Source organism: Microbacterium sp. NPDC056569 (assembly GCF_042793475.1).
Lineage (GTDB): Bacteria > Actinomycetota > Actinomycetes > Actinomycetales > Microbacteriaceae > Microbacterium.
In genome coordinates this window covers 188764-215752 of the sequence record NZ_JBHTUV010000003.1, presented here as the reverse complement: position 1 = coordinate 215752, position 26989 = coordinate 188764, and the positions used below count along the sequence as shown (strand labels likewise).

The following is a 26989-nucleotide window of genomic DNA, read 5'->3' as shown; positions in this document are numbered from 1 at the left end:
AGTGCCCCCTACAGGAGGGGATTACCCGAAGTCGCCCGGAGCCATGTCCGTGAACCGGGAGAAGTGACCCTGGAACGCGACCGTGATCGTGTCGGTGGGGCCGTTGCGGTGCTTGGCGACGATGAGGTCGGCCTCGCCGGCGCGCGGGGAGTCCTTCTCGTAGGCGGCCTCGCGGTGCAGGAGCACCACCATGTCGGCGTCCTGCTCGATCGAGCCCGATTCACGGAGGTCGGAGAGGGCCGGCTTCTTGTCGGCGCGCTGCTCGGCGCCACGGTTCAGCTGCGACAGCGCGATGACCGGCACACCCAGCTCCTTTGCGAGCAGCTTCAGCGCACGCGAGAACTCCGAGACCTCCTGCTGACGGGACTCGACGCGCTTGCCCGAGGTCATCAGCTGCAGATAGTCGATGACGACGAGCTTGAGGCCCGCCCGCTGCTTCAGCCGGCGGCACTTCGCGCGGATCTCGACCAGCGTCATGTTGGGGCTGTCGTCGATGTACAGCGGTGCGTCGTTGATGCGGCCGCGGGTCGCCGCCACGGTGGTCCAGTCGCGCGAGTCGAGCGTGCCCTTGCGCATCGACTGCAGCGGGATCGCGCCCTCGGCGCTCAGCAGACGCATCGCGATCTCGCTGCGACCCATCTCGAGCGAGAAGAAGATGGTGGGCATGTTCGCCTTGATCGCCGCGGAGCGCGCGAAGTCGAGCGCGAGCGTCGACTTACCCATCGCGGGTCGCGCCGCGATGATGATCATCTGGCCGGGGTGCAGACCGTTGGTCAGCGAGTCGAGCCCCGAGAACCCGGTCGGTATGCCCGTCATCTGGCCGTCGCGACCGCGCGCGGCCTCGATCTCTTCGACCGCGGCATCCACCGCGATCGTGAGCGGCACGTAGTCCTCGGCCTGCTCGGCGCCGGTCACCGAGTAGATCTCGGCCTGCGCGTTGTTGACGAGGTCGAGCGCCTCGCCTTGACCCGAGTACCCCATCTGCACGATCCGCGTCCCGGCGTCGACGAGGCGGCGCAGCAGCGCGCGCTCCGAGACGATCGAGGCGTAGTACCCGGCGTTCGCGGCGGTCGGCACGATCGAGGTGAGCGTGTGCAGGTAGTCGGCGCCGCCGGCGCGCTGCAGCTCGCCCGTCTTGATGAGCTCGTCGGTGACGGCGACGACGTCGGTCGGCTCGCCGTGCGAATAGAGGGTGAGGATCGCCTCGAAGATCAGCTCGTGCTTCGGCACGTAGAAGTCGCTGCCGCGCAGTGTCTCGATCACATCGGCGACGGCATCCTTCGACAGCAGCATCCCGCCGAGCGCGCTCTGCTCCGCGAGCACGTCGTGCGGGGGAGTGCGTTCGAAGTCACGCGGTCCCCCCATGCGCTCTTCGGAGATGTCGGCGATCGACATAGGCTGCTCGTCCTCCTACCGTTCGTTCACATCGTCCGAGGTCTGTCGGCGGTATCGCCGGACGGCTCGCCGAGTCGGCGCGCCCGGGCATGGCCGAAGAGCGGGATGCCACGGCACTCCGCCCCCCGCATGAACCCGTCCTGCGATCCCGGCCGGCATCGCGCCGCCGTTCCCAGCGCGGAGGCGCGCGTCCCGAATGGGCCGCACCCCACGCTATGGACGGCCTCCGACACTCGCAACACAGCCTGTGGATAACTCTGTGGAGAGCCTGCGTGAAACGCCGTCACACCTGTGAACAACCTCTGTGGAGAACTCAGACGTTTTCTGGGGGATATCTTTCGGAAATCCCGTTTGATCGGCCATTGCGTATTTCACAGCCTGTGGAGGGCGATGTGGTTGAAGTCAGGGTTGAAGGTTTGCCGGCGAACGCTGTCCTGTGCACAATTCCGGACGCCGGGTGCACGGCGCGGCGCACGGAGGGACACAAAGGGACTCGTCGTCCAAAGGTCTGGACAGAGCTATGCGTGAAGGGGTAGCCTCTCAACTCCAGGCACCCTCACGCACGATCCGTCCGGAACGTGCGGCTCTTTCGTCGTGGGAGGTGAACGTGGAGATCGCAACCTCGCAGCTGCCGAGGATCGTGCGGCTGGCCCTCATCGGGGTCGGAACCGCGTTCGCCTGGATCGTCGTCTCGCTGGTTCTCGGCCTCGGCCTGAGCCCGGCGCAGGCCGACGAGCCCGATGACGGCGGAGCGCTCGGGGGTGTCCTCGGCGCCGTGACCTCGCTGGTCGACACGACCGCGTCGACGGTCACCGGCACCGTCACGACCGTCACGACCGGCGTCGCCGACGCGGTCGACACCGTCGTCGCCGCGACGCCCGCTCCCGTGCAGCAGCCGGTGAGCCAGGTCGTGCAGACCGTCGGCACCGTGGTCACCACGGTGACCGAGCCCGTCGCGGAAGTCGTCTCCGGCGGGGTCGTGAGCGGCATCGCACAGCCGGTCGTCGACCTCGTGACCGAGGTGCCGATCGTGGGCGACGTCGTCACCGGCGTCGGCCTCGACGACGCGGTCACCGACCTCGGCGGCACCGCCGACGCGACCCTCGGCAGCCTCGTCGGCGCCGTCGACGAGACGGGCGCGACGATCGGCCGGCCGCCGGCAACGGGCCCGGGACTCCCCGCGCTCCCGCCGGTTCCGCAGCTTCCCGGCCTCCTCGGCAGCGCCGCGGCCGAGTCGTCGGCACCGAACGTGACCGCGCTCCTCGCTGCGCCGACGGGTGCTGCCGCCACCCTCTTCACGACGACAGCGGGCAGGTTCGGCCACTGGGCCGCAGCATCCGTCTCCGAAGCGGCCACGCGTGCCGTCGTCGTCGTCTCGTCCGCCGCGCTGGTCGCGGGCGGACTCCTCGGTACTGCAGGCGGACTCTGCCTGTCGATCGCCTCCGCAGGACCCGGTGGTGCGGGTCCTGGCGCCTGGGCGCTCGCTGCCCTCCTTCCGCTCGCCGCACACCGTGCCTGGGTGCGACGCGCCGGACCGGAGGACGAGCACGCGCCGCCGGCGCCCGCCGGCTCCACCGACGTCTCCCCCGACTGATCGGCTCCTCGCCGCCCTGCTCATCCGAGCGCGGGCGACAGAGCATCAGCGCGCCCTCCGCGCTGAGCAGCGCGCCTCCTTCGCGCGCTGCGAACCGATCAATCCACTAAGGGGAACATCATGCGCACTTTCTGCAAGCGCGCCCTCTGGGGCACGCTCTTGGCCGGCGGCATCACGCTGCTCGGCGCGACGGTCGCGAACGCGGCCGAGACCACCGGTGACGACGGACTGCTCTCGGGCAGCCAGGCCGTCATCGACGTCAACCTTCCGATCACCGTCAGCGGCACGTCGCTGTCGGTGCTCGGCGACTCCTCCTCGGGCGGCGCGACCACCGCTGCCCCCGCTCCCGCTCCCGCGCCGGCTCCTGCCGCGTCCACGACCGGCGCCGACGGCGTCGGTTCGGGCACGCAGGCGCTCGTGTCGGTGAACGTCCCGATCACGGTCAGCGGCAACGCGATCTCCGTCGCCGGTGACAGTTCGTCGACGGATGCCGCCACCGCCGCGCCCGCACCCGCCCCGGCCCCCGCCGCCGAGACGTCCGGCCAGGACGGCCTGCTCTCGGGCACCCAGGGCATCGTGTCGGTCGCCGCGCCGGTCACCGTGTCGGGCAACGCGATCTCGGTCGTCGGCGACAGCTCGAGCGAGGGCGCGACCACCGCACCCTCGTCGGGCTCCGCGTCGGGGGCTGACGCCTGGACCGACGGCGGGGACTCGACCCTCGGCGGCACCCAGGTCGTCGCACCCGTCACCGCCCCGGTCACCGTCGCGGGCAACGCGGTCTCCGTGATCGGCGACAGCGCGTCGACGGATGCTGCCACCACCGCGCCGACCGCGGGCTCGACGAACGGCGGGGCCGCGGGCACGACGGACGGCGGGGACTCGACCCTGGGCGGCAGCCAGGTCGTCGCACCCGTCACGGCCCCGGTCACCGCGGTCGGCAACGCGATCTCGGTCGTCGGCGACAGCTCGAGCGAAGGCTCCGCTGCGGCTCCCTCGACCGGCTCCACCGGCGGCGACGCCTGGACCGACGGCGGGGACTCGATCCTCGGCGGCAGCCAGGTGCTCGCGCCGATCGCCGTGCCCGTCACGGTCGTCGGCAACGCGGTCTCGGGCGTCGGTGACAGCGAGTCGAACGGCGCCGTCGCGGCACCCGGCACCGGCACGGGCGGGACGACCGGGAGCACCGACGGTTCGGGCTCGATCCTCGGGGGCACGCAGATCCTCGCCCCGATCTCGCTGCCCGTCACCATTGGCGGCAACGCGGTGTCGGTGATCGGCGACAGCACCACGGTCGACGCCGTGGTGCCGACGAACCCCACCGACCCGACGGACCCGACGGACCCGACGGACCCCACCGAGCCGACGGACCCGACGGACCCCACCGACCCGACCGACCCGACGGACCCCGCCAGCCCGGGGAACAACGGGACGCCCGGTGACGGCGGCCCCGACGGCACGACCGCATCGGCCGCGATGACCGGTTCGGCGGCTTCGGCCGGCACCGCCACTCAGCTCGCCGCGACGGGAGGGACGGGTGTGATGCCGTTCCTGCTGCTCGGGCTCTCGCTGTTCGCAGCGGGCGCCATCGCACGCGCGTCGCGGCGACGCTCCGCGTGAGTCGACGGGGCACCTGCCGTTCCCCGGGTGCCCCACCCCTCCGACCCGCGTGAGCACGCGGGAGGGCCGAACCCCAGCGGCCCTCCCGCCCCTGAACCTCCCCCAGCGGGAGGGCCGAACCCCAGCGGCGCTCCCGCCCTGAACGCCCCCGATCGCGATCGCCGGCCTTGCCTGGACCGCGCCTCACGATCGGGGGTCCACAACCGTCTCCGCCCGCGACGGGCCCGGGCACTGCCTGGACCGGGTCGGCGCGGACGGAGATGCAACGAGCGGATGCCGCGACCCGGGGGGCTCGCGGCATCCGCCTCGTCATGCGCAGGTGGCGCCAGACGCCCCCCCGCGTTGCGCGCCCGCCACCGGCTCGCCAGAGTGGAGGGATGCCGCTTCCCGAGTCGTACCGCCTCATCCCCGTCGACGCAGACCGGCTCGAAGACGTCCTGCGCCTGGACACCTGGGCGTTCCCCACCGAGCGCTCGGTCGAGGCGCTGCGCGAACTGCCGAGCCCGCTCAGCTGGGATCGCACCTACGGCGTCGCCCGCGTCGACGACGACGACATGCTCGCCGGCTTCCACGGCGCGTACCCGCTGCGGGCCTACCCGGTGCCCGGCGCCGAAACCGCCTGCGGCTGGCTCACCTGGGTGGGCGTGCACCCGGGGCACCGGCGCCGCGGCCTCCTCCGCGGCATGATCGAGCACCACTTCGCCGACTGCCTCGAGAACGGCGAGGCGATCTCGGGCCTGATGGCCGCCGAGACGCCGATCTACGGCCGCTTCGGCTACGGCATGGCCTCGACCCAGCTCGACCTCACGATTCCGCGCGGCGCGGCGCTTCGCCCGGTCGCCGGGGCGTCCGAGCTCGAGGTCGAGTTGGAGGAATGGGATGCTGAGGCCCACGGCGATCTCGTGGCCTCGATCCATCGCGACTACGGGCGGCTGCCCGCCGGCCTCGGTCGTCCGGGCTGGGCGGCGCGCGAGACGCCCGAGCAGCGCACCGCGCGCGAGTCCGACCCGCCCGCGTACCGCGGCGGCAAGGAGTCGCTGCGGCTGCTGCTCGTGCGAGACGCCGACGACGACACGCTCGCGTACGCGACCTTCCGCCGCACGATGTCGTGGGAGCGCGCGGGCGCCGAGGGCACCGTCCACGTACGCGAGGCCGTCGCGCTCACCCCCGCCGCGGCGCACCGCATGTGGTCGGTGCTGCTCGACCTCGACCTGACCAGCCGCGTCAAGATCTCGAACCTGCCCGTCGACGACCCGATCGTGTCGCTGCTCGTCGACATCCGGCCGGCGCTCCCCGACTTCCAGGACAACTCGTGGATCCGCATCCTCGACCTGCCGGCGGCCCTCGGACAGCGGCGCTACGCGGGCGACGTCGACGTGGTGCTCGAGGTGACCGACGCGATGCTGCCCGCGAACGCGGGTCGCTGGCGCGTGCGCGCCGCGGCGTGGGAGCACGCGGAGGTGGCGGCATCCGATTCCGAACCCGACCTCGTGCTCGACATCCGCGAGCTCGGGGCGGCGCACCTCGGGTCGATCTCGCTCGCGTCGCTGGCCCAGGCGGGGCTCGTCGGGGTCCGCTCGGCCGACGCGCTGCGCGGGGCGTCGGCGGCGTGGTCCTGGCCGGTGGCCGCCGGGGCGAACTGGATCTTCTGACCCGTGACGTTTGTCACGAGCACATCGTGACAGCCGTGTGAGGGTCGCTCGCGCCGACGGCGCGACGCTGAGGGCATGGAGATCACACAACCCTTCACCCGCCCCGCGACCGCGGTCACGGCATCCGACGCTCCGCTCGCCATCGACGCGACTGCGCTCCGCAAGTCGTTCGGATCGGTCCACGCCGTCGACGCGGTGACCCTCCGGGTGCACCCCGGCGAGATCGTCGCCTTCCTGGGCCCGAACGGCGCAGGCAAGACCACGACGATCGACATGCTGCTCGGCCTGTCGCAGCCCGACTCCGGCTCCGTGCGCGTATTCGGAGAGTCGCCCCGCGCAGCCATCGCCCACGGCCTCGTCTCGGCGGTGCTGCAGACCGGCGGACTGCTCAAGGACATCTCGGTCCGCGAGACGCTCGAGCTGACGGCGAGCCTCTTCGCCGACACGCGCCCCGTCGACGAGGTGATGCAGCGCGCCGGCATCACCGAGATCGCCGACCGCCGGGTCGACCTCTGCTCGGGAGGGCAGCAGCAGCGCCTGCGCTTCGCCATGGCGCTGCTCTCCGACCCGGGCGTGCTCATCCTCGACGAGCCGACCACCGGCATGGACGTCGAGGGCCGCCGCTCGTTCTGGCACGCCATCCGGGCCGACGCCGCGCGCGGGCGCACCGTGCTGTTCGCGACGCACCACCTCGACGAGGCCGACGAGTACGCGGACCGCATCGTGCTGATGAGCCGGGGTCGCATCGTCGCCGACGGGCCGACCGCCGACATCAAGAACATGGTGTCGGGCCGGACCGTGACCGCGACCGTTCCCGGCGTGGATCCGGCCTCGCTGGCGGCGCTTCCCTTCGTCGAGTACGTCGAGGCGCTGGGGGACCGGCTCAGCATCTACACGAGGGACTCGGACGCCGTCGCCCGGCACCTCCTGACCCGCACCGTTGCGCGCGACCTCGAGATCGCCGCGCAGAACCTCGAGAGCGTCTTCCTCGCCCTCACCTCGGAAGGAACAGCATCATGACCACCATCGCCCGCACCACCGACCGGGTGTCGCTCGAGCGGCGGGTGCCGCCGCTCGGCGGCTTCACCCTCACTCATCTGGGCATCGAGCTGAAGCGCAAGCTACGGGGCCGCCGGACGCTGCTGGTCATCGTCGCGTTCCCCGTCGTGATGTTCATCATCATCGGGCTCCCGCTGCGCGACCAGCAGCTCACCGCCACCCCCCTCTCGCAAGGCGGGCCCTCGGTGGCCGCCTACATCATGGTGTCGATGGCGATGTACGGCGCCATGATGTCGGCCACCCAGACCGGGGCCGGCATCGGGATCGAGCGGGCGCAGGGGTGGAGCCGCCAGCTGCGCCTCACCCCGCTGAACCCGATCGTCAACGTCGTCGTCAAGACGATCGCCGGCATGCTGCTGGGCCTCCTCGCCGTGGTCGGGACCTACCTCGCCGGCGCGATCAGCGGCATCCGCCTCGATCCCGCGCAGTGGATCGCGACCGGCCTGACCGGCTGGCTGCTCGCGAGTGCCGTCTTCACCACGCTCGGCCTGATGATGGGGTACCTCGTGCCGGGAGAGGGCGCGGCGCAGATCACGAGTCTCGCGATCGTGCTGCTGTCGTTCCTCGGCGGCCTCTTCACCCCGCTCAGCGCGATGCCCGACTTCGTGCAGGCGATCGCCCGGTTCACGCCGGTCTACGGCATCAGCCAGATCACGCGGGCGCCGCTGACCGGGGCCCCGTTCGACCTGCTCTGGCTCGTGAACGCGGTCGTGTGGCTCGGGATCTTCGTCGCCGGCGCGGCCTGGGCCTTCCGCCGCGACACCAAACGGGTCTGAGCGCTCTAGGGTGAGTGCCATGCACGCGACGCCTCGCGGCGACGGGCTCGATGCCGGCATCCGGCCGGAGCCCGTGCGACGGCACGACGCAACCATCCGGGCCCGCGGCTCCTTGCCGCGGGCCCTGTGGTCGCGCGCGACCGCGGGCTGGTACGTCGGCGCCGGCTTCGCGCTGGTGTGGCTCGTCAGCCTTGCGCAGCAGGTGATCGCGCGGTCGCCCTCCACCGCCTCCGCAATAGTCGGCGTCACCCTCGTCGTGGTGTTCGCCGTGGCGTTCCTCGTGTCGGCGCCCATCGCCTGGACGCTCCGCACCCGCGGCCGGCTCGCGGTGTGCGCGGGGCTGTTCGCCCTCTCCTTCGCGCTGTTCCCCTGGCTCGGCTGGGACATCGCGCCCACGTGGGCGTACGTCGGCGTCACGTTCGGTATGTGCGCCTTCCCGTGGCGGTGGACGTGGCCGCCGATCCTCGGGCTCGGCCTGCTGGCGCTCGTGACCGACGGGCTGACCGGGGGCTGGGACGAGAACGTGATCTGGGTGCCCGCGGTCATCGTCTCGATCTCGCTCGTGATGGCCTCGATCGCCCGCACGACCGCGACCACGAGCGAGCTGCGGCACACGCAGCGGCAGCTCGAGGCTCTCGCGGTGGAGCGCGAGCGCGGGCGTGTGGCACGCGACATCCACGACATCCTCGGCCACTCGCTGACGGTCGTGACCGTGAAGGCCGAGCTCGCCGGACGGCTCGTCGACGTCGATCCGCAGCGCGCCAAGGCCGAGATCGCCGAGGTCGAGTCGCTGGCCCGCGGCGCCCTCGCCGACGTGCGGGCGACCGTCGCCGCCGTGCGCACCGTGAACGTCAGCGGGGAGCTCGCCGCGGCCCGGGCGGCGCTGGAGGCGGCGGGGATCGCCGCCGAGCTGCCTTCGTCGACGGATGCTGTGCCCCCAGGTGGCCGCGAACTCGCCGGCTGGGTCGTGCGCGAGGGGGTCACCAACGTCGTGCGGCACTCCGGAGCGACGCGCTGCCGCGTGACGCTCGGGAGCGAGGTGGAGATCGCCGACGACGGCGTCGGTCCGTCCGGCCGATCGACGGGCTCGACGGGGCTGTCGGGCCTGCGCGAGCGCGTCGAGGCCGCCGGCGGCCGCCTGACGGTCGGGCGCAGCGACCTCGGCGGCTTCAGCCTGCGGGTGACGCTGTGATCCGCCTGCTCGTCGCCGACGACCAGGCGCTCGTGCGCGGCGCCCTTTCGGCCCTGCTCGGACTCGAGTCCGACATCGAGGTCGTGGCCGAGGTGGCGCGGGGCGACGCGGTCGTCGACGCGGCGCTCGCGGCGCACCCCGACGTCGCGATGCTGGACATCGAGATGCCCGGGCTGGACGGCATCGCGGCGGCAGCCGCGCTCCGCGCGGCGGTTCCGGCCTGCCGTGTGCTCATCGTCACGACGTTCGGCAGGCCCGGCTATCTCAAGCGCGCGATGCAGGCGGGCGCGTCGGGCTTCGTGGTGAAGGACACTCCTGCCGCCCAGCTCGCCGACGCCGTGCGCCGCGTCGCCCAGGGGCTGCGCGTCGTCGATCCCGTCCTGGCGGCGGACTCGCTCGCCCAAGGCGACTCGCCGCTCACCGACCGCGAGACCGACGTGCTGTCGGCGGCGCAGACCGGCGGCTCGGTCGCCGACATCGCCCGCCTGCTGCATCTGTCGGAGGGGACGGTGCGCAACCACCTCTCGGCCGCGATCGGCAAGACCGGAGCCCGCAACCGCGCCGACGCCGCCCGCCTCGCCGAGGAGAACGGCTGGCTCTGACCCCGGAGACGACGGATGCCGCGAACCCGAAGGTCCGCGGCATCCGTTCTGCCGTATCCCGGAGGGATTACTTGGCGGCGACCACCTGCAGGGTGATCACGGCGGTGAGGTCGTCGCGGAGGCGAACAGTCGCCTCGTGCTCGCCCACCGACTTGATCGGGGAGGTGATGTGGATCTTGCGCTTGTCGAGCTCGCCGAGACCGGCGGCCTTGACCGCGTCGGCCACGTCGACGGTCTTGACCGCGCCGAACAGGCGACCCTCGGCGCCGGCCTTGACGGCCAGGCGGACCTTGTTGGTCTCGAGGTTGTTCTTCAGGGCCACGGCCTCTTCGTGGTCGTGGATCGCGCGTGCCTCGCGGGCGGCGCGGATCGACGCCACCTGCTTCTCGCCACCGCGGGTCCACGCGACCGCGAAGCCCTGGGGGATGAGGTAGTTGCGGGCGTACCCGTTCTTGACCTCGACCACGTCACCGGCGCTACCGAGCCCGGCGACCTCGTTCGTGAGAATGAGCTTTGCCATGTGGGTACTCCTTAGCGGCCAGCGCCGGCGTAAGGCAGGAGCGCCATTTCGCGCGCGTTCTTGATCGCCTTGGCGATCAGACGCTGCTCCTGCACCGAGACACCGGTGATACGACGGGCACGGATCTTGCCGCGCTCCGAGATGAACTTGCGGAGGGTGGCGACGTCCTTGTAGTCGATGACGCCGACACGGATCGCCTTCGCGGGGGCCGCGTTCTTCGCGCCCTTCCGCGGCTTCCGGCGGTCGCCGGTTGCCTTTCCAGCCATGGTGTTTCCTTTACGTTTGCTGATCGGATGCCTCGTCACGGGGCATCCGGAATCTGTTGCTGAGATCTGACCGATCAGAACGGGGTGTCGTCGCCGTAGGCGCCCGGGGCAGCCCACGCGTCGCCGCCGCCGGCGTTCGAGGAGCCGGGGGTCGACCACGGCTCGTCGGCGACCTGCTGCTGCGGGCGCGACTGACCGCCGCCGAAGCTGCCGCCACCGCCGCCGGAGCCGCCCGCGGCGCGGGTGACCTGAGCGGTCGCGTAGCGCAGCGACGGGCCGATCTCGTCGACCTCGAGCTCGATCGCGGTGCGGTTGTTGCCCTCGCGGTCCTGGTAGCTGCGCTGCTTGAGGCGGCCGGTCGCGATGACCCGCATGCCCTTCGTCAGCGAGCCGGCCACGTGCTCGGCGAACTCGCGCCACACGCTCGCGCGGAGGAACAGCGCTTCGCCGTCCTTCCACTCGTTCGCCTGACGGTCGAAGTTGCGAGGCGTCGACGCGATCGTGAAGTTCGCGACGGGGAGACCGTTCTGCGTGTAACGCAGTTCGGGATCAGCCGTGAGGTTGCCCACGACGGTGATGATCGTCTCGCCGGCCATCGTCCTTACGCCTTCGCAGCCTTGGCGGTCTTGCGGGCGGCGCGCTCGTCGGCACGCTGCTTCTCCGAGGCGATCATGGCGATCGCTTCCTCGGCGCGGAGGACCTTGGTGCGCATGATCTGCTCGCTCAGGTTGAGCTGGCGGTCGAGCTCCTGCGTGGTGGCGGCGGTCGCCGTGAAGTTGACGACGGCGTAGATGCCCTCGGTCTTCTTCTGGATCTCGTAGGCAAGACGGCGCTTGCCCCAGATGTCGATGTTCTCGATGGTGCCGCCGTCGGTCGTGATGACCTTCAGGAACTTGTCGAGGTTGGCGCCGACCTGGCGCTCGTCGATCTCGGGGTTCAGGATGACCATGAGCTCGTACTGGTGCGTCACTAACCCACCTCCTTCGGACTAGAACGGCTGTCGGGCATTTCCCGGCAGCAGGAGGGTGTGTTGCACGTCGTCCGACTGACCGCGCGTTGGTGCGCGTGCGGACAACCCTCCTATGGTACCGGATCGCCGAGCAGGCGCCGAACCCAGGCCCGATCGGCATCGGGCGCCGGCGGCGCGAGCGGGTATGCCGGCGGCGTCGCGGAGAGGGAGATCGGATGCCGCACGCCCGGCACGCGCTCGGCACCGGCGTAGGCGACGGGGTCGAGGCCGAGCACGCGGGCGCGCTCGAACGCGGCATCGATCGCGAGGATCGGCGCGCACGGGACGCCGGCCGAGCCGAGCAGCTCCTCCCACTCGGTCGCCGGACGAGCGGCCAGCGCCCGCTCGAGCAGGGGACGCAGCGCCTCGCGACCCGTGCTGCGGTCGGCGTTGCGCGCGAAGCGGGGGTCGACCGCAGCATCCGGGATCTCCAGCACCTGGCACAGCCGCTCGAACTGGCCGTCGTTGCCTACCGCGAGCACGAGGTCGCCGTCGGCCGCGGGGAAGGAGCCGTACGGGTAGATGCTGGGATGGTCGTTCCCGAGCCGCTGCGGCACGACTCCCGCCAGCGCATACGCGCCGGACTGGTTGACGAGCGCCGACAGCGCCGACGACATCAGGTTCACCTCGACGTGCTGACCTTCGCCGGTGGCGTCGCGGTGCCGCAGCGCGGCGAGGGCTCCGAGACCCGCGTGCAGCCCCGTCACGACGTCGACGATGGCGACGCCCGCCTTGGTCGGCTCGCCGTCCGCCTCGCCCGTGATGCTCATCACGCCCGACAGCGCCTGGGCGAGCACGTCGTAGCCGGGCAGGGAAGAGGCGGCGCCGAAGCCGGTGATCGAGACGTAGACGGCGCGGGGGTTCGCGTCGTGCACGGCGTCGTAGTCGAGTCCGAAGCGCGCCAGCCCGCCGGGTTTGAAGTTCGCCACGACCACATCGGCCCGCTGCGCGAGCTCCCGGGCGAGGGCGAGGTCGTCGGCGTCTTCGAAGTCGAGGGTGACCGCACGCTTGCCGCGGTTGACGGACAGATAGTAGGTCGCGTCGCCGTCGCGCGCCGGCGGCGTCCAGTGCCGGGTCTCGTCGCCCGCCGGACCCTCGACCTTCACGACGGTGGCGCCGAGGTCGGCGAACAGCATCGTGCAGTACGGCCCGGCGAGCACGCGGGAGAAGTCGGCGACCAGCAGGCCGGCGAGGGGACCGGCCGCGCGCTCCCCGGGCGCCGTCATCGGAACGCGCCCAGCCCGGTGAGGTGCTGGCCGAGGATCAGGGTGTGCACCTCGTCGGTGCCCTCGTAGGTGCGCACCGACTCGAGGTTCGCCGCGTGGCGGATGGGCGAGTGCTCGAGCAGCACGCCGTCGCCGCCCAGGATCGTGCGGGCCTCGCGCGCGATCCCGATCGCCTCGCGCACGTTGTTGAGCTTGCCGAGCGAGATCTGGGTGGGCGTCAGGGTGCCGGCATCCTTCGCCCGCCCGATCTGCAGCGCCAGCAGCGCGCCCTTCTGCAGTTCGACGACCATGTCGACGAACTTGCGCTGGGTGAGCTGGAACCCCGCGATCGGCTGCCCGAACTGCTCGCGTCGCAGCGCGTGGCGGAGGGCCGCCTCGTAGCTGTCGCGCGCCGCGCCGAGCGCGCCCCACACGATCCCGTACCGCGCGTCGTTCAGCGCCGAGAAGGGCCCGCGCAGTCCTCGTGCCCCGGGAAGGAGTGCGCCGGCCGGCACCCGCACCTCGTCGAACCGCAGCCCGGTCTGCACCGACGCCCGCATCGACCCCTTCGGCTCGAGCACCGTGACCTCGAAGCCCGGCGTGCCGGTGGGAACGATGAAGCCCCTCACCCCGTCGTCGGTCTGCGCCCACACCACGGTGAGCTGCGCGATCGACGCGAGACCGATCCAGCGCTTCGCGCCCGTGATCACCCAGTCCTCGCCGTCGCGCCGGGCGAACGTCCTCATGCTCGACGGGTCGGATCCGGCCGTCGGCTCGGTGAGCCCGAAGCTGCCGATCACCTCTCCCGCGGCCATGCGCGGGAGCCACTCCTGCTTCTGCTCCTCACTGCCCCAGCGGTGGATCGACCCCATCGCGAGCGAGCCCTGCACCGAGACGAAGGTGCGGATGCCCGAGTCGCCCGCCTCGAGCTCGAGCGCGGCCAGACCGTACTCGACGGCGCTGCGGCCGGGGCATCCGTACCCCTCCAGCTCCATCCCGAGCATGCCGAGGCGTCCGAGTGCGGGGGCGAGTTCGACGGGGAAGTGGGCCCGGTCGAACCAGTCCGCGATGTGGGGCCGCAGCTCGGCGTCGACGAAGGCACGCACCCGGTCGCGCGTCGCGCGCTCCTCGGTGCTGAGCTGAGCCTCGATGCCGAGGATGTCGGATGCCTCACGCAGGGCGGCGAGATCGTCGGGGTCACGGCTGACATCGGTCACGGCGGCGCCTCCTCGCGCAGAACATCGGGGCGCGCTCTCGCGCGGCCCTCTCGATCATGCCGCGGATCGGCGAAACGGGTGAAAGTCCCGGCGTGTCAGAGGGCGGGTAGGCCTGGCTCGCGCGCTGCGAGCCGGAGGTAGCGTTGACGCGTGAGCGATCCGAGACCGGCTCCCGCGTACCCCTTCGACGCGCGCCCGCTGGTCGAGCCCGTCCCGCCGGGCGCCGCGCGCGCGTTCGTGCAGGAGCTGCGCCGCACCGGCCGCCTGAGGACCTCGCCGTACACCGGCGTGCTCATCGTCGTGCTCGTCTCCGCGGTGGTGCTGATCATGTTCGGCTCGGTCGCGATCACGATGATCTCCGCGGTCGTGAGCGCGGTCTCCGCGGGCGTCGAAGGCGGGGGCGGCATCGCGCTGCTCTTCGCGCTCTTCCCGCTGCTCGTCGTCGGCGTCGTCGCGGCGGTCGCGATCACCCTCTTCGTGCGCGGGGCGCGCACGGGCGGCGAGCGCATGTACCGTCTCGACCGCTTCGCGCGAGCGAACGCGATGCAGTACGAGCCGCGGCTCGACGCCCCCGGGCTGCCGGGCATGATCTTCTCGATCGGCAGCAGCCGCCACTCGAGCGACCTCGTGCGCGGCGACCGTCCGCGCTTCGTCGAGTTCGCGAACTACCGCTACACGACCGGCTCGGGCAAGAACCAGCAGACGTACCACTGGGGCTACGTCGCGGTGAAGCTCGACACGCCCCTGCCCCACATCGTGCTCGACGCGACGAGCAACAACGGGCTGTTCGGCTCGAACCTGCCGCTCGCCTTCGACAAGGATCAGCGCCTCAGCCTCGAAGGCGACTTCGACCGGTACTTCTCGCTGTACTGCCCGGCCGACTACGAGCGCGACGCCCTGTACCTCTTCACGCCCGACATCATGGCGCGCTTCATCGACAACGCCGCAGCGCTCGACGTCGAGATCGTCGACGACTGGCTGTTCCTGTATGCGAAGCGCGACTTCTCCACGCTCGACCCGCAGACGTGGGCGTGGCTGTTCTCCGTCGTCGGGGCGCTCCTCGACAAGTTCGCGCAGTGGGCGCGGTGGCGCGACGAGCGCCTGGCGGCTGCCGCCGCTTCGATGACGGATGCTGCGCCCCTCGGCTCCGCATCGCCCGCGGCGGGCGGCGGCCCTGGAGGCGCGGCATCCGTGCCGTTCCATCCGCCGCTCGACGCGCTGCGTCCCCCGCCCGGCGTCGCGCCGGAGGGCCGGCGCCTGCAGCGCGGCGTGCCGTGGGTGCCGATCGTCGTCGGAGGAGTCGTGGCGCTGTTCTGGATCTTCACCCAGATCGGACCCGCGTTCCTGCGCTGACGCGTGCGCCGTGCTCGGGCTCGCGCCGCTGCTAGCCTGGCGCACGCATCATGAACCGCAAGAAGAAGCTCAGCGTCCGCGAAATGCAGCGTCGAGGCCGCAAGGAGTACCTCACAGCCAGCGCCGTCGTCGCCTCCGTCATCATCGGGCTGATCGGCGCCGCCATCGTGGTTCTCGGCGCGTACCTCTTCATCAGTAACGTCGTCTACCTGGTCGGCGGAGGGAACCCCTTCGTCATGGTCGGCATCGCTCGACCCACACCGGTGTGGTTGGCCACGATCGCTGCCGTCGCCGGAATCGTCGGTGGCTGGTGGCTACTCTCCATGTGCGTCGGCTACCTGTACCGATGCGCGACCGGACAGGTGATCAAGCTGAGTCGCGAGGAGCTCAAGAAGCACCGCGAGCACCTGGCCGAGCGGGAACGCCAGATGCGGGCGGGGCGGTAGCGACGCGCGGCGTTGCTGCGCTCGTGCACCCCTGCAACACGGGTACACGAGCGTATGCTGTCGGGCGTGCATTCGACGTCCACGACGCCCGGCGGGCGTGAGGGGGTACTCGGCGCTGCTCGCGCCGAGCGGAGGTAGCCGCGCGCGTCGCCGGGCCTGACGCCTGCTGCGACGCAGCCCGACTCTCCGCGGCCCGCGGGCCCGCGGCATCCTCCCCTCTTCGTCGTCCCCACGGGCGACCCTCCGAATCAAGGAATCATGCACGCATTCACCGAGAAGGACATCCGCGCGTCCTTCATCAACGCCTCCTTGCGCGAACGCAACGCGCTCGTCGTCCCCGACCTCGCCCACGTGGGCTGGGACGGTCTCGACTACTTCGGCTGGCGCGACCCGAAGCAGCCGCTCGCCGGCTTCATTGTGGTGCCGCTCGACGACCAGCCCGTCGGCATCCTGCTGCGCCAGACCGAGCAGCGCACGCGCACGCGCGCGCAGTGCTCGTGGTGCGAGGACGTGACCCTCCCGAACGACGTCGTGCTGTTCGGCGCGAAGCGCGCCGGCAAGGCTGGCCGCAACGGCGACACCGTCGGCACCCTGCTGTGCGAGAGGTTCGAGTGCTCGGCCAACGCCCGACGGCCGATGCCGCCGGCGTACCTCGGCTTCGATGTGATGGCCGCGCGTCAGCGGCGCATCGAGGCGCTGCGGGCGCACGCCGAGGGCTTCGCGCGCGACATCCGCGACAGCGCCTGACCCGCGTTCACAACGGGTGATCTCACCGAGATCACCCGTTGTTCGCGTACGGAACGGGTGATCTCGGTGAGTGCACGTGATGTGAACGCGGGTCAACCAGCCGAAGCGCTCGGTGACACCGTCGGTCCGAGTCCGAGACGCACGAGCTCGGCGTCGTCGAGCATCCGGCTGCGGATGATGAACCGGTTGCCCGTCGGGCTCTCGACGCTGAACCCCGCGCCGCGGCCGGGCACCACGTCGATCGTGAGGTGCGTGTACTTCCAGTACTCGAACTGCGCCTCCGAGATGAAGACCTCGACGGGATCGTCGAGGCCCACGTCGAGGTCGCCGAGCTTCACATCCGAGGGCCCGGTGAGGAACATCCCGACCGGGTAGCACATGGGCGCGCTGCCGTCGCAGCAGCCACCGGACTGATGGAACATCAGCGGGCCGTGCTGGGCCGTGAGCTGCCGCAGAAGGGATGCTGCAGCATCCGTCAGCGCCACGCGCGAGTGGGTGCGGGTCTCTGTCATCGTGACCTCCTGAGGACGCCGGGGCGACCCGGGCGGCGCGTGTGGGGCCACGCCGCCCGAGTCCTGGGTGCCGGTCCCGCGAGCCCCCCGGAGAGGGACCGGCGGGCCGATCAGAAGAAGCCCATGGCTCCGTCGGCGTAGGACACCAGCAGGTTCTTCGTCTGCTGGTAGTGGTCGAGCATCTTGAGGTGGTTCTCGCGGCCGATTCCTGACTGCTTGTACCCTCCGAACGCCGCGTGCGCGGGGTACTGGTGGTACGTGTTCGTCCACACGCGGCCGGCCTCGATCGCCCGGCCGGCGCGGTAGGCGGTGTCGCCCGAGCGGCTCCAGACTCCGGCGCCGAGGCCGTACAGCGTGTCGTTGGCGATCGAGACGGCGTCGTCGAAGTCGTCGAACGACGTGACCGACACGACAGGCCCGAAGATCTCCTCCTGGAAGATGCGCATGTCGTTCGTGCCCTCGAACACCGTGGGCGCAACGTAGTAGCCGCCCGACAGGTCGCCGCCGAGATCCACCCGCTCGCCGCCGGCGAGCAGCTTCGCGCCGCCGGCCTTGCCGATGTCGATGTACGACAGGATCTTCTCGAGCTGGTCGTTGGATGCCTGCGCGCCGATCATCGTCGCCGGGTCGAGCGGATTGCCCTGCACGATCTTCGAGACGCGGTCGAGGCCGTCGCCGAGGAACCGGTCGTAGATCGAGCGCTGGATGAGCGCGCGCGACGGGCACGTGCACACCTCTCCCTGATTGAGCGCGAAGAACGTGAACCCCTCGAGCGCCTTGTCGTAGTAGGCGTCGTCGGTGGAGCGCGCGACGTCCTCGAAGAAAACGTTCGCGCTCTTGCCCCCGAGCTCGAGCGTCACCGGGATGAGGTTCTGCGACGCGTACTGCATGATGAGGCGGCCGGTCGTGGTCTCGCCCGTGAACGCGACCTTGCGGATGCGCTTGTGCTGCGCGAGCGGCGCGCCCGCCTCGATGCCGAATCCGTTGACGATGTTCACGACGCCCGCGGGGAGGAGGTCGCCGATGATGTCGAACAGGAACAGGATCGAGGCGGGCGTCTGCTCAGCCGGCTTCAGCACGACGCAGTTGCCGGCGGCGAGCGCCGGGGCGAGCTTCCACGTGGCCATCAGGATCGGGAAGTTCCACGGGATGATCTGGCCGACGACACCGAGCGGCTCGTGGAAGTGGTACGCCACCGTGTCCTCGTCGAGCTGGCTGAGCGAGCCCTCCTGAGCCCGCAGCACGCCCGCGAAGTAGCGGAAGTGGTCGACGGCGAGCGGGATGTCGGCCGCCAGCGTCTCGCGGACGGGCTTGCCGTTCTCCCACGTCTCGGCGACGGCGATCCGCTCGAGGTTCTGCTCGATGCGGTCGGCGATCTTGTTGAGGATGTTGGCGCGCTCCGCGGGCGTCGTGCGCTTCCACGACTCGAACGCCCTCCACGCGACGTCGACCGCCCGGTCGACGTCTTCGACGGTGCCCCGGCCGACCTCGGTGAACGGCTTGCCGTTGACCGGGCTGATGTTCTCGAAGTACTGGCCCTTGATCGGCTCGACGAACTCGCCGCCGATGTAGTGGCCGTAGCGGGGGCGGTAGTCGGCGATCGATCCTCGCTGCCCGGGTGCGGCGTAGACGCTCGAGACGCCCTCTTCGACGATGGTCATTGCTGGTCTCCTTCGACGCGGTCCGCGACGGTCGTCGTCGCGATGCGTCGAAGGTAGGCCGGGGGACGTTGCAGAATGTTGCGCCGGCGTTCAGAGGTCCGCTTCGAGCTTCTCGATGCGGGTCACGAGGCCGGCACGCCGCGGCGAGCGCGCGGGCAGCATGGACAGGCACAGCCGGAGCAGCTCGGCGTCGTCGGCGGCGGCATCCGTCTCCGCGAACGCCAGCAGGACGTCGACGGATGCCTCGGCCATGAGCGCTTCGCGGAGCGCCACGCGGACGGTGTCGCGGAACTCCTCCACGCCCGGCGCGACGGAGTCGGGGAGCACGTCGCCGCGGTAGGCGGCGAGGGCCACGCGGTGCGCGCCGCGGTCGAGCAGCGACAGCACCTGGTGCGCGTCGGTCTCGATCTCGACGCCCAGCCGGTACGGCCGCGACTCGGGCACGAGCGCGGGAGCGTCCGTCGTGAGCACCTTGCGCAGGCGCACCATCTCGGCGCGGAGCGTCACGGATGCTGCGTCCCCGGCCGATTCCCCGTACACGAGGTCTCCGAGCCGCTCGGCCGATACACCCTGGCGGTGCACGGCGAGCATGAGCAGCAGCTCGGCGTGGCGCGGACCGAGCTCCGACACGGTCTCGAAGCCTTCGCCGGTGACCTCGAGCTGTGCGCGGTCGCGACCCAGCACGCGCAGCGTGGCCCGCGTGGGCTCCACGCGCCGGGCCGGCGCCCGGCGCGGCGGCCGCGGAGGGTCGGCGCGGGCGCGGAGCCGGGCGACCAGGAGCTCTCCCTCGATCGCCCGGGCCGTGGCATCCACCAGCAGCTGCGCCTGAGGGGTGACCGCCTCGAGTCCGCCGGTCACGTCGATCACACCGAGGATGCGGCGCGTCTCGGGGTCGTGCACCGGTGCGGCGCTGCACGACCACGGCTGCACGAGCCGGTTGAAGTGCTCGGCGCCCGTGATCTGCACCGAACGGTCGAGCGCGATCGCGGTGCCGGGGGCGGCCGTGCCCACGGCGTCCTCCGACCAGTTGGCGCCCTCCACGAACCCCATGTCACCGGTCAGCCTCCGGACGTTCCGGTCGCCCTCGACCCACAGGAGGCGACCTGCCGCGTCGCCCACCGCGACGACGACCCCGGATTCGGATGCCTCGCCCGGCAGCAGCAGACCGCGAACCATGTCGATCACCGCGGCCAGCGGATGCGCCCGGCGGTACGCGTCGAGCTCCTCGGCCGTCAGATCGAGCGGCGGGAGCGCTTCGGCGCCGACGAGGCTGTCGAGCGATCGTCGCCACGAGTCGCGCACGAGCAGGCGGACGTCCCGCAGCCGCTCATCGGCGGCGTTGCCGGCGACGAGCTCCTCGTGGGCGCGCTCGATGAGCAGACGTGAGGTCTCGGGCGACACCTCACGGCGCTGCGACCAGGATGATGACACGGCGGCTCCGATCGACGTCGGTGGAGCGTGCCTCCAGTGTAGGTGGGGTTGACCCGTCGTCGCGTGCGCCCGAGGCTAGGCCGCGGCGGCGGTGACCTTCTCGCGCAGGGGCAGCAGCGCGCCGGCGACCTGGTCGATCGCGTCGGCGTCGACGCCCGCTTCCGCGAGCGCCGCGGCGGCGTGGCCGATGACGCGGTCGAAGTCGGCGTCGGTGATGCCGCGGCCGGCGTGGGCGACGCCCAGATCCTTGCCCCGGTACCCGTCGGGTCCGCCCGCGGCGGCGGCGAGGAAGAGCGCCATGTGACGCTTCTGCTCGATCATGCGCGTGTGCTCGAAGAAGGGGGCGAGGGTCTCATCGGCCATGATCCGGCTGTAGAGGCCGTCGACCACGGCCGCGATGCCGGCGCCTTCGCCGAGACGCTGGTACAGGGTTGCTTCGCTCGTGTCCGTCATGTGCGTGCTCCGATCGTGAAGGGTGCGGGTGTCGTTCGGGTAGGTCAGCGCTCGAGGTCGCCCCGCCGGCGGCGGATCTCGTCCACGGGGTCGGCGTGAGCGGGGAGGGCGGGAGCGGGGAGCGGCGGGGCCGAGGCCGCCGCGGCAGGAGCGGGCGGGGCGGGCGTGACCGCGGCCGCTCGCGCGGTTCCCGCGCCGAGGCGGCCCAGCTCGCGCTCGATCGACTCGAGCAGCGAGTGCACCTGCGCGGTGGCCATGCGGGCGAACTGGCGGGCGCGCACGACGTCGTCCGGGGACGCAGGTCCCGCGACGTCGAGGTCGTCGGTCGCGAACGCGAGCGCGGGTGACCTGTCTGCGGTCCAGGACGGGGCCGCGTTGCCGGCGGTGGCGCCGGCGGCGGGCTGTGCGGCCTGCGCCGCCGCAACCTGACCCGGGTGCGCCGCGGCCTCCTTCTCGATCGAGTGGGCGACCTGCTGCGCCCGCTCCACGATCTCGCGGTACTGCCGGCGCGCGGTCTCGATGAGGTCTCTGGCGTACGACTCCGCCTCGGCGACGGCGTCGTCCGCGATGCGCTGCGCGCTGCTGAGCAGCAGGACCGCGCGGCTCGAGATCTCGCCGTCGTCCGAGCTCACGCCGCTGGCCGTCAAGGACGCGTTCTCGCGCCAGGCGACCTCGAGGGCGTCGGCCGCGGCCGTGAGCAGCGCGTGCACCTCGGAGCGGGCGTAGCCGTCGCGCTCGTCCGAGAAGGCTGCTCTGCGCAGCGACTCCGGCGTGGTGGATACGGATTGGATCGCGGTCATGATCGTCTGCCCTCTACTGGGTTCCCATCGCGACGCCGGGGCGGACGAGCTCCGGGGAGTCTGCTCGTCCGGCGGTGGCGCTGGGTTGCTGGGTGAACGGGTCTTCGTACTTCTCGCTGCGGATGCGGTGCTCGTCGAATCCTGCGCGGTGCAGAGCGGCGACGGTGTGGTCGACCATGCGCGGTGAGCCGCAGACCATCGCGAGGCGGTCGCCCCACGGGCCGTCCGCGGCGGCGAGGTCGCCGATCAGTCCGCGGCGGCCGGGGAACGACGGGTCGTCCGACACGCCGTACTCGATGTCGAGCCACCCCGCGTCGGCGTACCGCTCGAGCTCGGGCTTCGCATAGAACCCCCACGGATGCCGCACGCCCTGGTAGAGCGTGACGCGCGGGCCGTCCCCGCGGGCGGCGTGGCGCGCGGCGACCTGGTCGATCACGGCGAGCAGGGGCGCCAGCCCCGTGCCGCCGGCGACGAGGAGCAGGTCGGGCCATTCGCTGTCGAAGGGGAGGGTCAGCAGCTCGCCGACCGGCGGGCCGAGGCGGACGCGATCTCCCGCCGTGACGTCGCGGAGCAGTGCTCCGCTGACCTGGCCGCCGGCGACGAGCTGCACATGGAACGTGATCGTGCCGTCGGCGCGCGGCGCGTGCGTCGGCGACAGGTAGCGCCACTGCCGGGGCCGCTGGGGGATCTCGACGGCCAGCGACTGGCCGGCCTGGAAGCGGTAGCGGTCGTCGGGCCGGATCGTCACGGTGCCGACATCCATCCCCCGCCGCTCCGTCGCGACGACCTCGGCGGCCCACGTGGCGGGCTGCGATTCGACGGACTCGGCGGCCGTGATCATCGTGGTCGCGATGAGCCCGTACGCCTCCGCCCAGTCGGCGGCCAGCTCGGCGGTCCACGCGTCGCCGAGGAAGTGCTTGAGGGTCGCGAGCAGCGATGCGCCGACGGCGGGATAGTGCGCGGAGATCGTCCCGAACTTGCGGTGATCACGCCCGAGGTCCTCGATGTACGGCACGACGTCGCCGACGCGGTCGACGTTGCTCACCATGTGCCCGAGCGCCTTGACGAGGCGATCGCGCTGCGCCGCCATCGCCACCGGGAACAGGTCGCGCGTCTCGGGGTGGGCGAGGAAGAGGTGCGCGTAGAAGTACCCGGGAACCGCGTCCCCGTGGGCAGCGACCTGAGCCCAGGTCCGCTTGAGCGCTACCGCATCCACGTGTCGTCCGGTCCTCTCGATCGGCGAGTCGGTCTCGGGCGACGCTAGCGCGTTACAGATGTATGTGCAAAGCATCCACGTGCAACTGCAACCGGATAGCATTGCCCTGTACAGCGCTCAGGGGTGGTGCGCGACACAGGTCGGGGGGCCGTATGAGCGTGTTGTTGTCGAACGGGACAGTCTTCGTGGAAGAGAGCCTGCGAGAGCAGGCCGCCGACCTGCTCCGCCGGGTGCCGGATCTCGGCTCGCTCGGGTTCGCGGTCACCGCGGACGACAGAGCCGAGACCGCGATCCCTGCGGATCTGGGCTCCTTCCTGGCCCACGTCCTCAAGGGACTCGCGCGGGGACGCGTGTCGGTCGCGACCCTGCCCGACGAGCTGACCACCACCGTGGCGGCCGAGCTCGTCGGCGTCTCCCGGCCCACCCTGATGAAGATGGTGCGGTCGGGCGAGCTGGCATCACACCAGGTGGGGACCCACACGCGGCTGAAGACCGCCGACGTCCTGTCCCTGAGGCGGACGCGCGCTCGTGCTCGCCGCGAGGCGCTCGATGCCCTGCGCGAGCTCGACGACGAGTTCGGAGCGGAATGACAACTCGCGCTGGGTAGTCTGACCGGGTGCTGCAACGCGTGTTCGTCGACGCCGACGTCCTCGCCGCGCGCCCGCCGTACGAGTGGCTTGCCCTGCTGCGCCACCAGACCGGATCGTTCCAGCTGCATTCCTCCGCCGGAGTCGTGGCGGACTCCGTCCGTCTGTGGTCGAGGCGGCAGCCGCCGCGCCGGGCGGCCGCGCGACGGCGTCTCGAGCTGCTCGCGACCAGCCTCGACGAGGTCCTGGGCGCCGTCGACGCCGACATCGACCTCGACCAGGCTGTCGAGCCCCCGCTCGCAGCGACCGACGCGGCGGCCGGCCGCGCTGATGTGCTGGTCTCGACCCGCCTCCACGGGGTCGCGGCCGATGGTCCGCTGCCGTTCGAGGTCTGCACCCCCGACGAGTTCCTCTGCCTCGTCGATGACACCGCCGGTGCCGACGTGAGGCGCGTGGCCTCTGAGCAGTGCCGACGCGCCCGCCGGGCCGGCGAAGACCCCTACTCGCTCGCGGAGGCGCTCACCGCAGCCGGCTGCCCCGCGTTCGCACAGCGCGTGTCGTCCCACCTGCGGTCGCTGGCACCCTGACCACGACCGTTCGCACGGGTCAGGCGCGTGAGGCCCACCACGCGCGGAGGCGGCGCTCGGCCTCCTCCTCGCCGACGACGCCCTCGTCCAGACGGAGGTCGAGGAGGAACCGGTAGGCCTCGCCCACCTCGCGGCCGGGTGCGATGCCCAGCACCTCCTGGATGCGATTGCCGTCGAGCTCGGGGCGCATCGCGTCGAGCTGCTCCCGGGCGGCGAGCTCGGCGATGCGGCGCTCGATGTCGTCGTAGGCGCGGGCGAGGCGCCCGGCCTTCTTGACGTTGCGGGTGGTCACGTCGGCGCGCGTGAGGATGTGCAGGCGCTCGAGCTCGGCGTCGGCATCCCGCACGTAGCGGCGCACCGCCGAGTCGGTCCAGGCGCCCTCGGAGTATCCGAAGAAGCGCAGGTGCAGCTCGATGAGCCGGCTGACGGTCGCGATGGTCGCGGAGTCGAAGCGCAGTTCCTGCAGGCGCTTTCGGGCCATCCGGGCGCCCTTGAGGTCGTGGTGGTAGAACGTGACGCCGCCACCCGGCTCGAGGCGGCGGGTCGCCGGCTTGCCGATGTCGTGCAGCAGCGCCGACAGTCGCAGCGCGACGTCGGGCGCAGCATCCGGGTTCCGGGTCTTCTCGAGCTCGATCGCCTGCCGCAGCACGGTGAGGGAGTGCTCGTACACGTCCTTGTGGTGGTGGTGCTCGTCGACCTCGAGCTGCAGCGCGGGGATCTCGGGCAGAAACTCGGCCATGAGTCCCGTCTCGACGAGAAGACGGATGCCGCGCACCGGGTCGTCGGTGGCGAGCAGCTTCACGAGCTCGCCCTGGATCCGTTCCGGGCTCACGATCTCGAGCGTGCGGCGCAATTCCTCCATGGCGGCTTCGGTGTCGGGGTCGACCGCGAAGCCGAGCTGCGACGCGAAGCGGGCGGCTCGCAGCATCCGGAGGGGATCGTCGGCGAAGCTCACCGCGGGGTCGGTGGGGGTGCGCAGGACGCCGCGGACGAGATCCTCGACGCCGCCCGTCGGGTCGACGAGCGTCTGCCCCGGAACACGCAGCGCCAGGGCGTTCACCGTGAAGTCGCGGCGTACGAGATCGCCCTCGATGCTGTCGCCGAACTCGACGGTGGGCTTGCGGGTGACGCCGTCGTAGCTGTCGGCGCGGTAGGTCGTGATCTCGACCTGCTCGCCGTGCACGCGGGCGCCGATCGTGCCGAACGCGCGGCCGATGTCCCACTGCGCGGACGAGATGGGCTTCACGATGCGCAGGATGTCGTCCGGGCGCGCGTCCGTCGTGAAGTCGAGGTCGTTCGTCGGGCGGCCGAGCAGTGCGTCGCGAACGGGACCGCCCACGATGGCGAGGTCGAAGCCGGCATCGGCGAACGCGCGGGCGAGGGTGGCGACGACGGGGGACTCGGCGAGTGCGCCGAGGCGCACGACGCCCTCGGCCATGTTGAGCATGGGTGCCAGCCTACCGAGCGGCGATCACGCGAACCGCAGGAAGCCGGTGAACAGGAGTTCACGGACACGCGGCAGCAGATCGGCCCGCAGCGCGCCGGCGTCCACCTCGAGCAGCTCGGCGATCGCGTCGACGAGCGCCCCCACCGGGAGGTCCCCGTCGCACGCCCCGACGAGGGCGGCGAGGCCGGGGTCGACGCCCAGCGCCCGGCCGAAGCCCCCGCCCTGGCGCAGCTCGATGACCGTCGGGTCCTCGGCGCCCGGAAGGTGATGACGCGCCTCGGTGATGTCGGGCGCGACGAGGAGGACGGATGCTGCGAGCCCCGTGTCGTCGAGCGTGCTCAGGCGATCGTGCGCCTCGAGCGCTGCCGCGAGGTGCGCGCCGAGACCCTCGCCGGCGATCGCCGTGTGCAGCGTCTCGTACCGCGCGAGCGTCGGGGACCCGTCGGCAGGACGCCGCAGCAGCAGGTAGCCGAACCCGACCTCGGTGACGGCGCGGGCGGCGAAGTCGTCGAGCCATGCGTCGACGAGCCCCACGAACCCGGGCGTGCCGGGCAGCGTGCCGCCGTCGCGCACCCACAGTTCGGCGTACGACAGCGGGTCGAGGCTCTCGCGCTCGACCACCCAGGCGTCGAGCGGCACCGGCGACGACTCGACCCACCCGCGAACGCGCGCGAGGCCGGGCATGCCGTCCCGCGTCTCCCAGTTGCCGAGCAGCTGCGCGACGCCTCCCGGCGCGAGGTGGGCGCCCACGCCCGTCACGAAGGCGGCCACGACGTCGTCGCCGACCATCCCGCCGTCGCGGTACTCGTACGCGGGGACGTCGGCGACCCGCGGCGTGATGACGAACGGCGGATTCGACACGACCCGGTCGAACTGCTCGCCGGCGACCGGCTCGAAGAGGCTGCCGAGGCGCACCTCGACGCCGTCGATGCCGTTGAGGAGGGCGTTCAGGCGTGTGAACGAGAGCGCGCGCGGCGAGATGTCGGTCGCCACCACGTGGCCGACGTGCGCCCGGGCGCGCAGCGCCTGGATGCCGCAGCCGGCGCCGATGTCGAGCGCCCGGTCGGCGGGGGTCGGCAGCTGCAGGCCGGCGAGCGTCAGCGACGCGCCGCCGACCCCGAGCACGTGGTCTTCGGGCAGCGGGCCGCCGAGGGCCGCCTCGTCGAGGTCGCTCGCGATCCACCATTGTCCGGATCCGCTCGCGTCGGCGTACGACTGCGGCCGCACCACCGCGAGCGGGCGCACCCCGTCGCCAGCCCGCTCTGCCAGTCCCAGCCGCACGAGTCCCGCGGCGCCGGCTCGCGAGAGCGCCAGATCGACGGATGCTGCGGCCTGCGGCATCCCGAGCACGAGAAGTCTCCCCAGCACGGCCAGGGCGTCGTCACGGTCGCCGAGGGCGCGTGACGCCGGCGAACGGAGTCCGCGCGCGATGGCGTCGTCGGCCGCGGCGCCCCACGTGTCGCGCAGGGCCTCTGCGGTGTACCCGGCGTGGTGGAGGTCGGCGGCGAGGTCACGGCAGAGGGCGGTATCCGGTTCGGGGAGCACGGATCCATTCAAACAGCGTCGCCTGCGCATGACGTTCGGGCGGTGGCAGGATCGCCCGCGCGGCCCGTCGTCGGGCGGGCTCGGAGGCGCGGACCGTAGA

The 26989-nt window shown here is 71.8% G+C and carries 27 protein-coding genes; 12 read left to right on the top strand and 15 right to left on the bottom strand.

Features of this window, described 5'->3' with window-relative positions; all coding sequences use genetic code 11:
• Positions 1-21 precede the first annotated feature (21 nt).
• On the bottom strand, positions 22-1395 hold the full coding sequence (gene dnaB / locus ACFQ7C_RS05305) for a replicative DNA helicase (protein ID WP_378898471.1): 1374 nt from the start codon (positions 1393-1395) through the stop codon (positions 22-24).
• Between the two features lie 607 nt (positions 1396-2002).
• Between dnaB and ACFQ7C_RS05300 the strand changes: the two genes are divergently transcribed.
• From ACFQ7C_RS05300 to ACFQ7C_RS05270, 7 genes are all read left to right on the top strand, one after another.
• Positions 2003-2989, top strand: a complete 987-nt coding sequence (locus tag ACFQ7C_RS05300; protein ID WP_378898470.1) for a hypothetical protein — start codon at positions 2003-2005, stop codon at positions 2987-2989.
• A gap of 120 nt (positions 2990-3109) precedes the next feature.
• Entirely contained in the window at positions 3110-4606 is a 1497-nt protein-coding gene (locus ACFQ7C_RS05295) for a hypothetical protein (protein WP_378898469.1), read from the top strand.
• A 377-nt stretch (positions 4607-4983) separates the two neighbouring features.
• Complete coding sequence (eis, locus tag ACFQ7C_RS05290; RefSeq protein ID WP_378898468.1) at positions 4984-6258, top strand: enhanced intracellular survival protein Eis; 1275 nt, start codon at positions 4984-4986, stop codon at positions 6256-6258.
• A gap of 75 nt (positions 6259-6333) precedes the next feature.
• The gene (locus ACFQ7C_RS05285) at positions 6334-7278 is read left to right on the top strand and encodes an ABC transporter ATP-binding protein (protein ID WP_378898467.1); all 945 of its coding nucleotides are present in this window, start codon (positions 6334-6336) and stop codon (positions 7276-7278) included.
• A complete protein-coding gene (locus ACFQ7C_RS05280; protein ID WP_378898466.1) occupies positions 7275-8093 on the top strand; it encodes an ABC transporter permease in 819 nt (272 codons plus the stop codon). The genes ACFQ7C_RS05285 and ACFQ7C_RS05280 overlap by 4 nt, the downstream gene beginning before the upstream one ends.
• A 19-nt stretch (positions 8094-8112) precedes the next feature.
• The gene (locus ACFQ7C_RS05275; RefSeq protein ID WP_378898465.1) at positions 8113-9285 is read left to right on the top strand and encodes a sensor histidine kinase; all 1173 of its coding nucleotides are present in this window, start codon (positions 8113-8115) and stop codon (positions 9283-9285) included.
• Positions 9282-9887 (top strand): response regulator, encoded by a 606-nt coding sequence (locus ACFQ7C_RS05270; protein WP_378898464.1) that lies wholly within the window; start codon positions 9282-9284, stop codon positions 9885-9887. The genes ACFQ7C_RS05275 and ACFQ7C_RS05270 overlap by 4 nt, the downstream gene beginning before the upstream one ends.
• Positions 9888-9954: 67 nt before the next feature.
• Here the strand turns inward: ACFQ7C_RS05270 and rplI are convergent, their stop codons facing one another.
• The 6 genes from rplI to ACFQ7C_RS05240 all read right to left on the bottom strand — a co-directional run bounded on the left by rplI (position 9955) and on the right by ACFQ7C_RS05240 (position 14104).
• Complete coding sequence (gene rplI / locus ACFQ7C_RS05265; RefSeq protein WP_378898463.1) at positions 9955-10407, bottom strand: 50S ribosomal protein L9; 453 nt, start codon at positions 10405-10407, stop codon at positions 9955-9957.
• An 11-nt stretch (positions 10408-10418) separates the two neighbouring features.
• Positions 10419-10673, bottom strand: coding sequence for a 30S ribosomal protein S18 (gene rpsR / locus ACFQ7C_RS05260; RefSeq protein WP_005054609.1), 255 nt, complete (start codon positions 10671-10673; stop codon positions 10419-10421).
• Between the two features lie 74 nt (positions 10674-10747).
• Entirely contained in the window at positions 10748-11269 is a 522-nt protein-coding gene (locus tag ACFQ7C_RS05255) for a single-stranded DNA-binding protein (protein ID WP_192633124.1), read from the bottom strand.
• A 5-nt stretch (positions 11270-11274) separates the two neighbouring features.
• On the bottom strand, positions 11275-11643 hold the full coding sequence (gene rpsF / locus ACFQ7C_RS05250) for a 30S ribosomal protein S6 (protein WP_378898462.1): 369 nt from the start codon (positions 11641-11643) through the stop codon (positions 11275-11277).
• A gap of 110 nt (positions 11644-11753) precedes the next feature.
• Positions 11754-12908 (bottom strand): CaiB/BaiF CoA transferase family protein, encoded by a 1155-nt coding sequence (locus ACFQ7C_RS05245; protein WP_378898461.1) that lies wholly within the window; start codon positions 12906-12908, stop codon positions 11754-11756.
• Complete coding sequence (locus ACFQ7C_RS05240; RefSeq protein WP_378898460.1) at positions 12905-14104, bottom strand: acyl-CoA dehydrogenase family protein; 1200 nt, start codon at positions 14102-14104, stop codon at positions 12905-12907. The genes ACFQ7C_RS05245 and ACFQ7C_RS05240 overlap by 4 nt, the downstream gene beginning before the upstream one ends.
• Positions 14105-14254: 150 nt before the next feature.
• Here ACFQ7C_RS05240 and ACFQ7C_RS05235 point away from each other — a divergent pair, with 150 nt between their 5' ends.
• The 3 genes from ACFQ7C_RS05235 to ACFQ7C_RS05225 all read left to right on the top strand — a co-directional run bounded on the left by ACFQ7C_RS05235 (position 14255) and on the right by ACFQ7C_RS05225 (position 16650).
• Positions 14255-15457: a hypothetical protein gene (locus ACFQ7C_RS05235; RefSeq protein ID WP_378898459.1), complete on the top strand. Its 1203-nt coding sequence runs from the start codon at positions 14255-14257 to the stop codon at positions 15455-15457.
• Positions 15458-15507: 50 nt separating this feature from the next.
• Positions 15508-15903, top strand: a complete 396-nt coding sequence (locus tag ACFQ7C_RS05230; RefSeq protein ID WP_378898458.1) for a hypothetical protein — start codon at positions 15508-15510, stop codon at positions 15901-15903.
• Positions 15904-16161: 258 nt separating this feature from the next.
• A complete protein-coding gene (locus ACFQ7C_RS05225) occupies positions 16162-16650 on the top strand; it encodes an FBP domain-containing protein (protein WP_378898457.1) in 489 nt (162 codons plus the stop codon).
• A gap of 92 nt (positions 16651-16742) precedes the next feature.
• Here ACFQ7C_RS05225 and ACFQ7C_RS05220 read toward each other — a convergent pair whose 3' ends face one another.
• The 6 genes from ACFQ7C_RS05220 to ACFQ7C_RS05195 all read right to left on the bottom strand — a co-directional run bounded on the left by ACFQ7C_RS05220 (position 16743) and on the right by ACFQ7C_RS05195 (position 22723).
• Entirely contained in the window at positions 16743-17162 is a 420-nt protein-coding gene (locus ACFQ7C_RS05220) for a DUF779 domain-containing protein (protein ID WP_378898456.1), read from the bottom strand.
• Positions 17163-17272: 110 nt separating this feature from the next.
• Complete coding sequence (locus tag ACFQ7C_RS05215) at positions 17273-18823, bottom strand: aldehyde dehydrogenase family protein (RefSeq protein WP_378898455.1); 1551 nt, start codon at positions 18821-18823, stop codon at positions 17273-17275.
• A 90-nt stretch (positions 18824-18913) separates the two neighbouring features.
• Entirely contained in the window at positions 18914-20254 is a 1341-nt protein-coding gene (locus ACFQ7C_RS05210; protein ID WP_378898454.1) for a transcriptional regulator, read from the bottom strand.
• Positions 20255-20329: 75 nt separating this feature from the next.
• Positions 20330-20707 (bottom strand): group 1 truncated hemoglobin, encoded by a 378-nt coding sequence (locus ACFQ7C_RS05205; RefSeq protein ID WP_378898453.1) that lies wholly within the window; start codon positions 20705-20707, stop codon positions 20330-20332.
• Between the two features lie 44 nt (positions 20708-20751).
• Positions 20752-21507 carry a DivIVA domain-containing protein gene (locus tag ACFQ7C_RS05200; RefSeq protein ID WP_378898452.1) on the bottom strand — a complete coding sequence of 252 codons (756 nt, stop codon included), beginning with the start codon at positions 21505-21507 and terminating at the stop codon, positions 20752-20754.
• A gap of 13 nt (positions 21508-21520) precedes the next feature.
• Positions 21521-22723, bottom strand: coding sequence for a globin domain-containing protein (locus ACFQ7C_RS05195; RefSeq protein ID WP_378898451.1), 1203 nt, complete (start codon positions 22721-22723; stop codon positions 21521-21523).
• A gap of 164 nt (positions 22724-22887) precedes the next feature.
• On the opposite strand from ACFQ7C_RS05195, the gene ACFQ7C_RS05190 reads away from it, so the two are divergent.
• The gene (locus ACFQ7C_RS05190) at positions 22888-23313 is read left to right on the top strand and encodes an excisionase family DNA-binding protein (RefSeq protein WP_378898450.1); all 426 of its coding nucleotides are present in this window, start codon (positions 22888-22890) and stop codon (positions 23311-23313) included.
• Positions 23314-23339: 26 nt separating this feature from the next.
• The gene (locus ACFQ7C_RS05185; protein ID WP_378898449.1) at positions 23340-23897 is read left to right on the top strand and encodes a hypothetical protein; all 558 of its coding nucleotides are present in this window, start codon (positions 23340-23342) and stop codon (positions 23895-23897) included.
• A gap of 19 nt (positions 23898-23916) precedes the next feature.
• Here ACFQ7C_RS05185 and ACFQ7C_RS05180 read toward each other — a convergent pair whose 3' ends face one another.
• Positions 23917-25344 (bottom strand): CCA tRNA nucleotidyltransferase, encoded by a 1428-nt coding sequence (locus tag ACFQ7C_RS05180; protein ID WP_378898448.1) that lies wholly within the window; start codon positions 25342-25344, stop codon positions 23917-23919.
• Positions 25345-25368: 24 nt separating this feature from the next.
• Positions 25369-26889, bottom strand: a complete 1521-nt coding sequence (locus tag ACFQ7C_RS05175) for a methyltransferase (RefSeq protein WP_378898447.1) — start codon at positions 26887-26889, stop codon at positions 25369-25371.
• Positions 26890-26989 lie beyond the last annotated feature (100 nt).

Coding starts and splice junctions, on each gene's coding strand:
- ACFQ7C_RS05230 (WP_378898458.1), top strand. CDS start 15,508: ATGAACCGCAAGAAGAAGCTCAGCGTCCGCGAAATGCAGCGTCGAGGC.
- ACFQ7C_RS05205 (WP_378898453.1), bottom strand. CDS start 20,707: ATGACGGACACGAGCGAAGCAACCCTGTACCAGCGTCTCGGCGAAGGC.
- ACFQ7C_RS05245 (WP_378898461.1), bottom strand. CDS start 12,908: ATGACGGCGCCCGGGGAGCGCGCGGCCGGTCCCCTCGCCGGCCTGCTG.
- ACFQ7C_RS05220 (WP_378898456.1), bottom strand. CDS start 17,162: ATGACAGAGACCCGCACCCACTCGCGCGTGGCGCTGACGGATGCTGCA.
- ACFQ7C_RS05295 (WP_378898469.1), top strand. CDS start 3,110: ATGCGCACTTTCTGCAAGCGCGCCCTCTGGGGCACGCTCTTGGCCGGC.
- ACFQ7C_RS05200 (WP_378898452.1), bottom strand. CDS start 21,507: ATGACCGCGATCCAATCCGTATCCACCACGCCGGAGTCGCTGCGCAGA.
- ACFQ7C_RS05285 (WP_378898467.1), top strand. CDS start 6,334: ATGGAGATCACACAACCCTTCACCCGCCCCGCGACCGCGGTCACGGCA.
- rplI (WP_378898463.1), bottom strand. CDS start 10,407: ATGGCAAAGCTCATTCTCACGAACGAGGTCGCCGGGCTCGGTAGCGCC.
- ACFQ7C_RS05280 (WP_378898466.1), top strand. CDS start 7,275: ATGACCACCATCGCCCGCACCACCGACCGGGTGTCGCTCGAGCGGCGG.
- dnaB (WP_378898471.1), bottom strand. CDS start 1,395: ATGTCGATCGCCGACATCTCCGAAGAGCGCATGGGGGGACCGCGTGAC.
- ACFQ7C_RS05255 (WP_192633124.1), bottom strand. CDS start 11,269: ATGGCCGGCGAGACGATCATCACCGTCGTGGGCAACCTCACGGCTGAT.
- ACFQ7C_RS05180 (WP_378898448.1), bottom strand. CDS start 25,344: ATGCTCAACATGGCCGAGGGCGTCGTGCGCCTCGGCGCACTCGCCGAG.
- ACFQ7C_RS05275 (WP_378898465.1), top strand. CDS start 8,113: ATGCACGCGACGCCTCGCGGCGACGGGCTCGATGCCGGCATCCGGCCG.
- ACFQ7C_RS05225 (WP_378898457.1), top strand. CDS start 16,162: ATGCACGCATTCACCGAGAAGGACATCCGCGCGTCCTTCATCAACGCC.
- ACFQ7C_RS05215 (WP_378898455.1), bottom strand. CDS start 18,823: ATGACCATCGTCGAAGAGGGCGTCTCGAGCGTCTACGCCGCACCCGGG.
- rpsR (WP_005054609.1), bottom strand. CDS start 10,673: ATGGCTGGAAAGGCAACCGGCGACCGCCGGAAGCCGCGGAAGGGCGCG.
- eis (WP_378898468.1), top strand. CDS start 4,984: ATGCCGCTTCCCGAGTCGTACCGCCTCATCCCCGTCGACGCAGACCGG.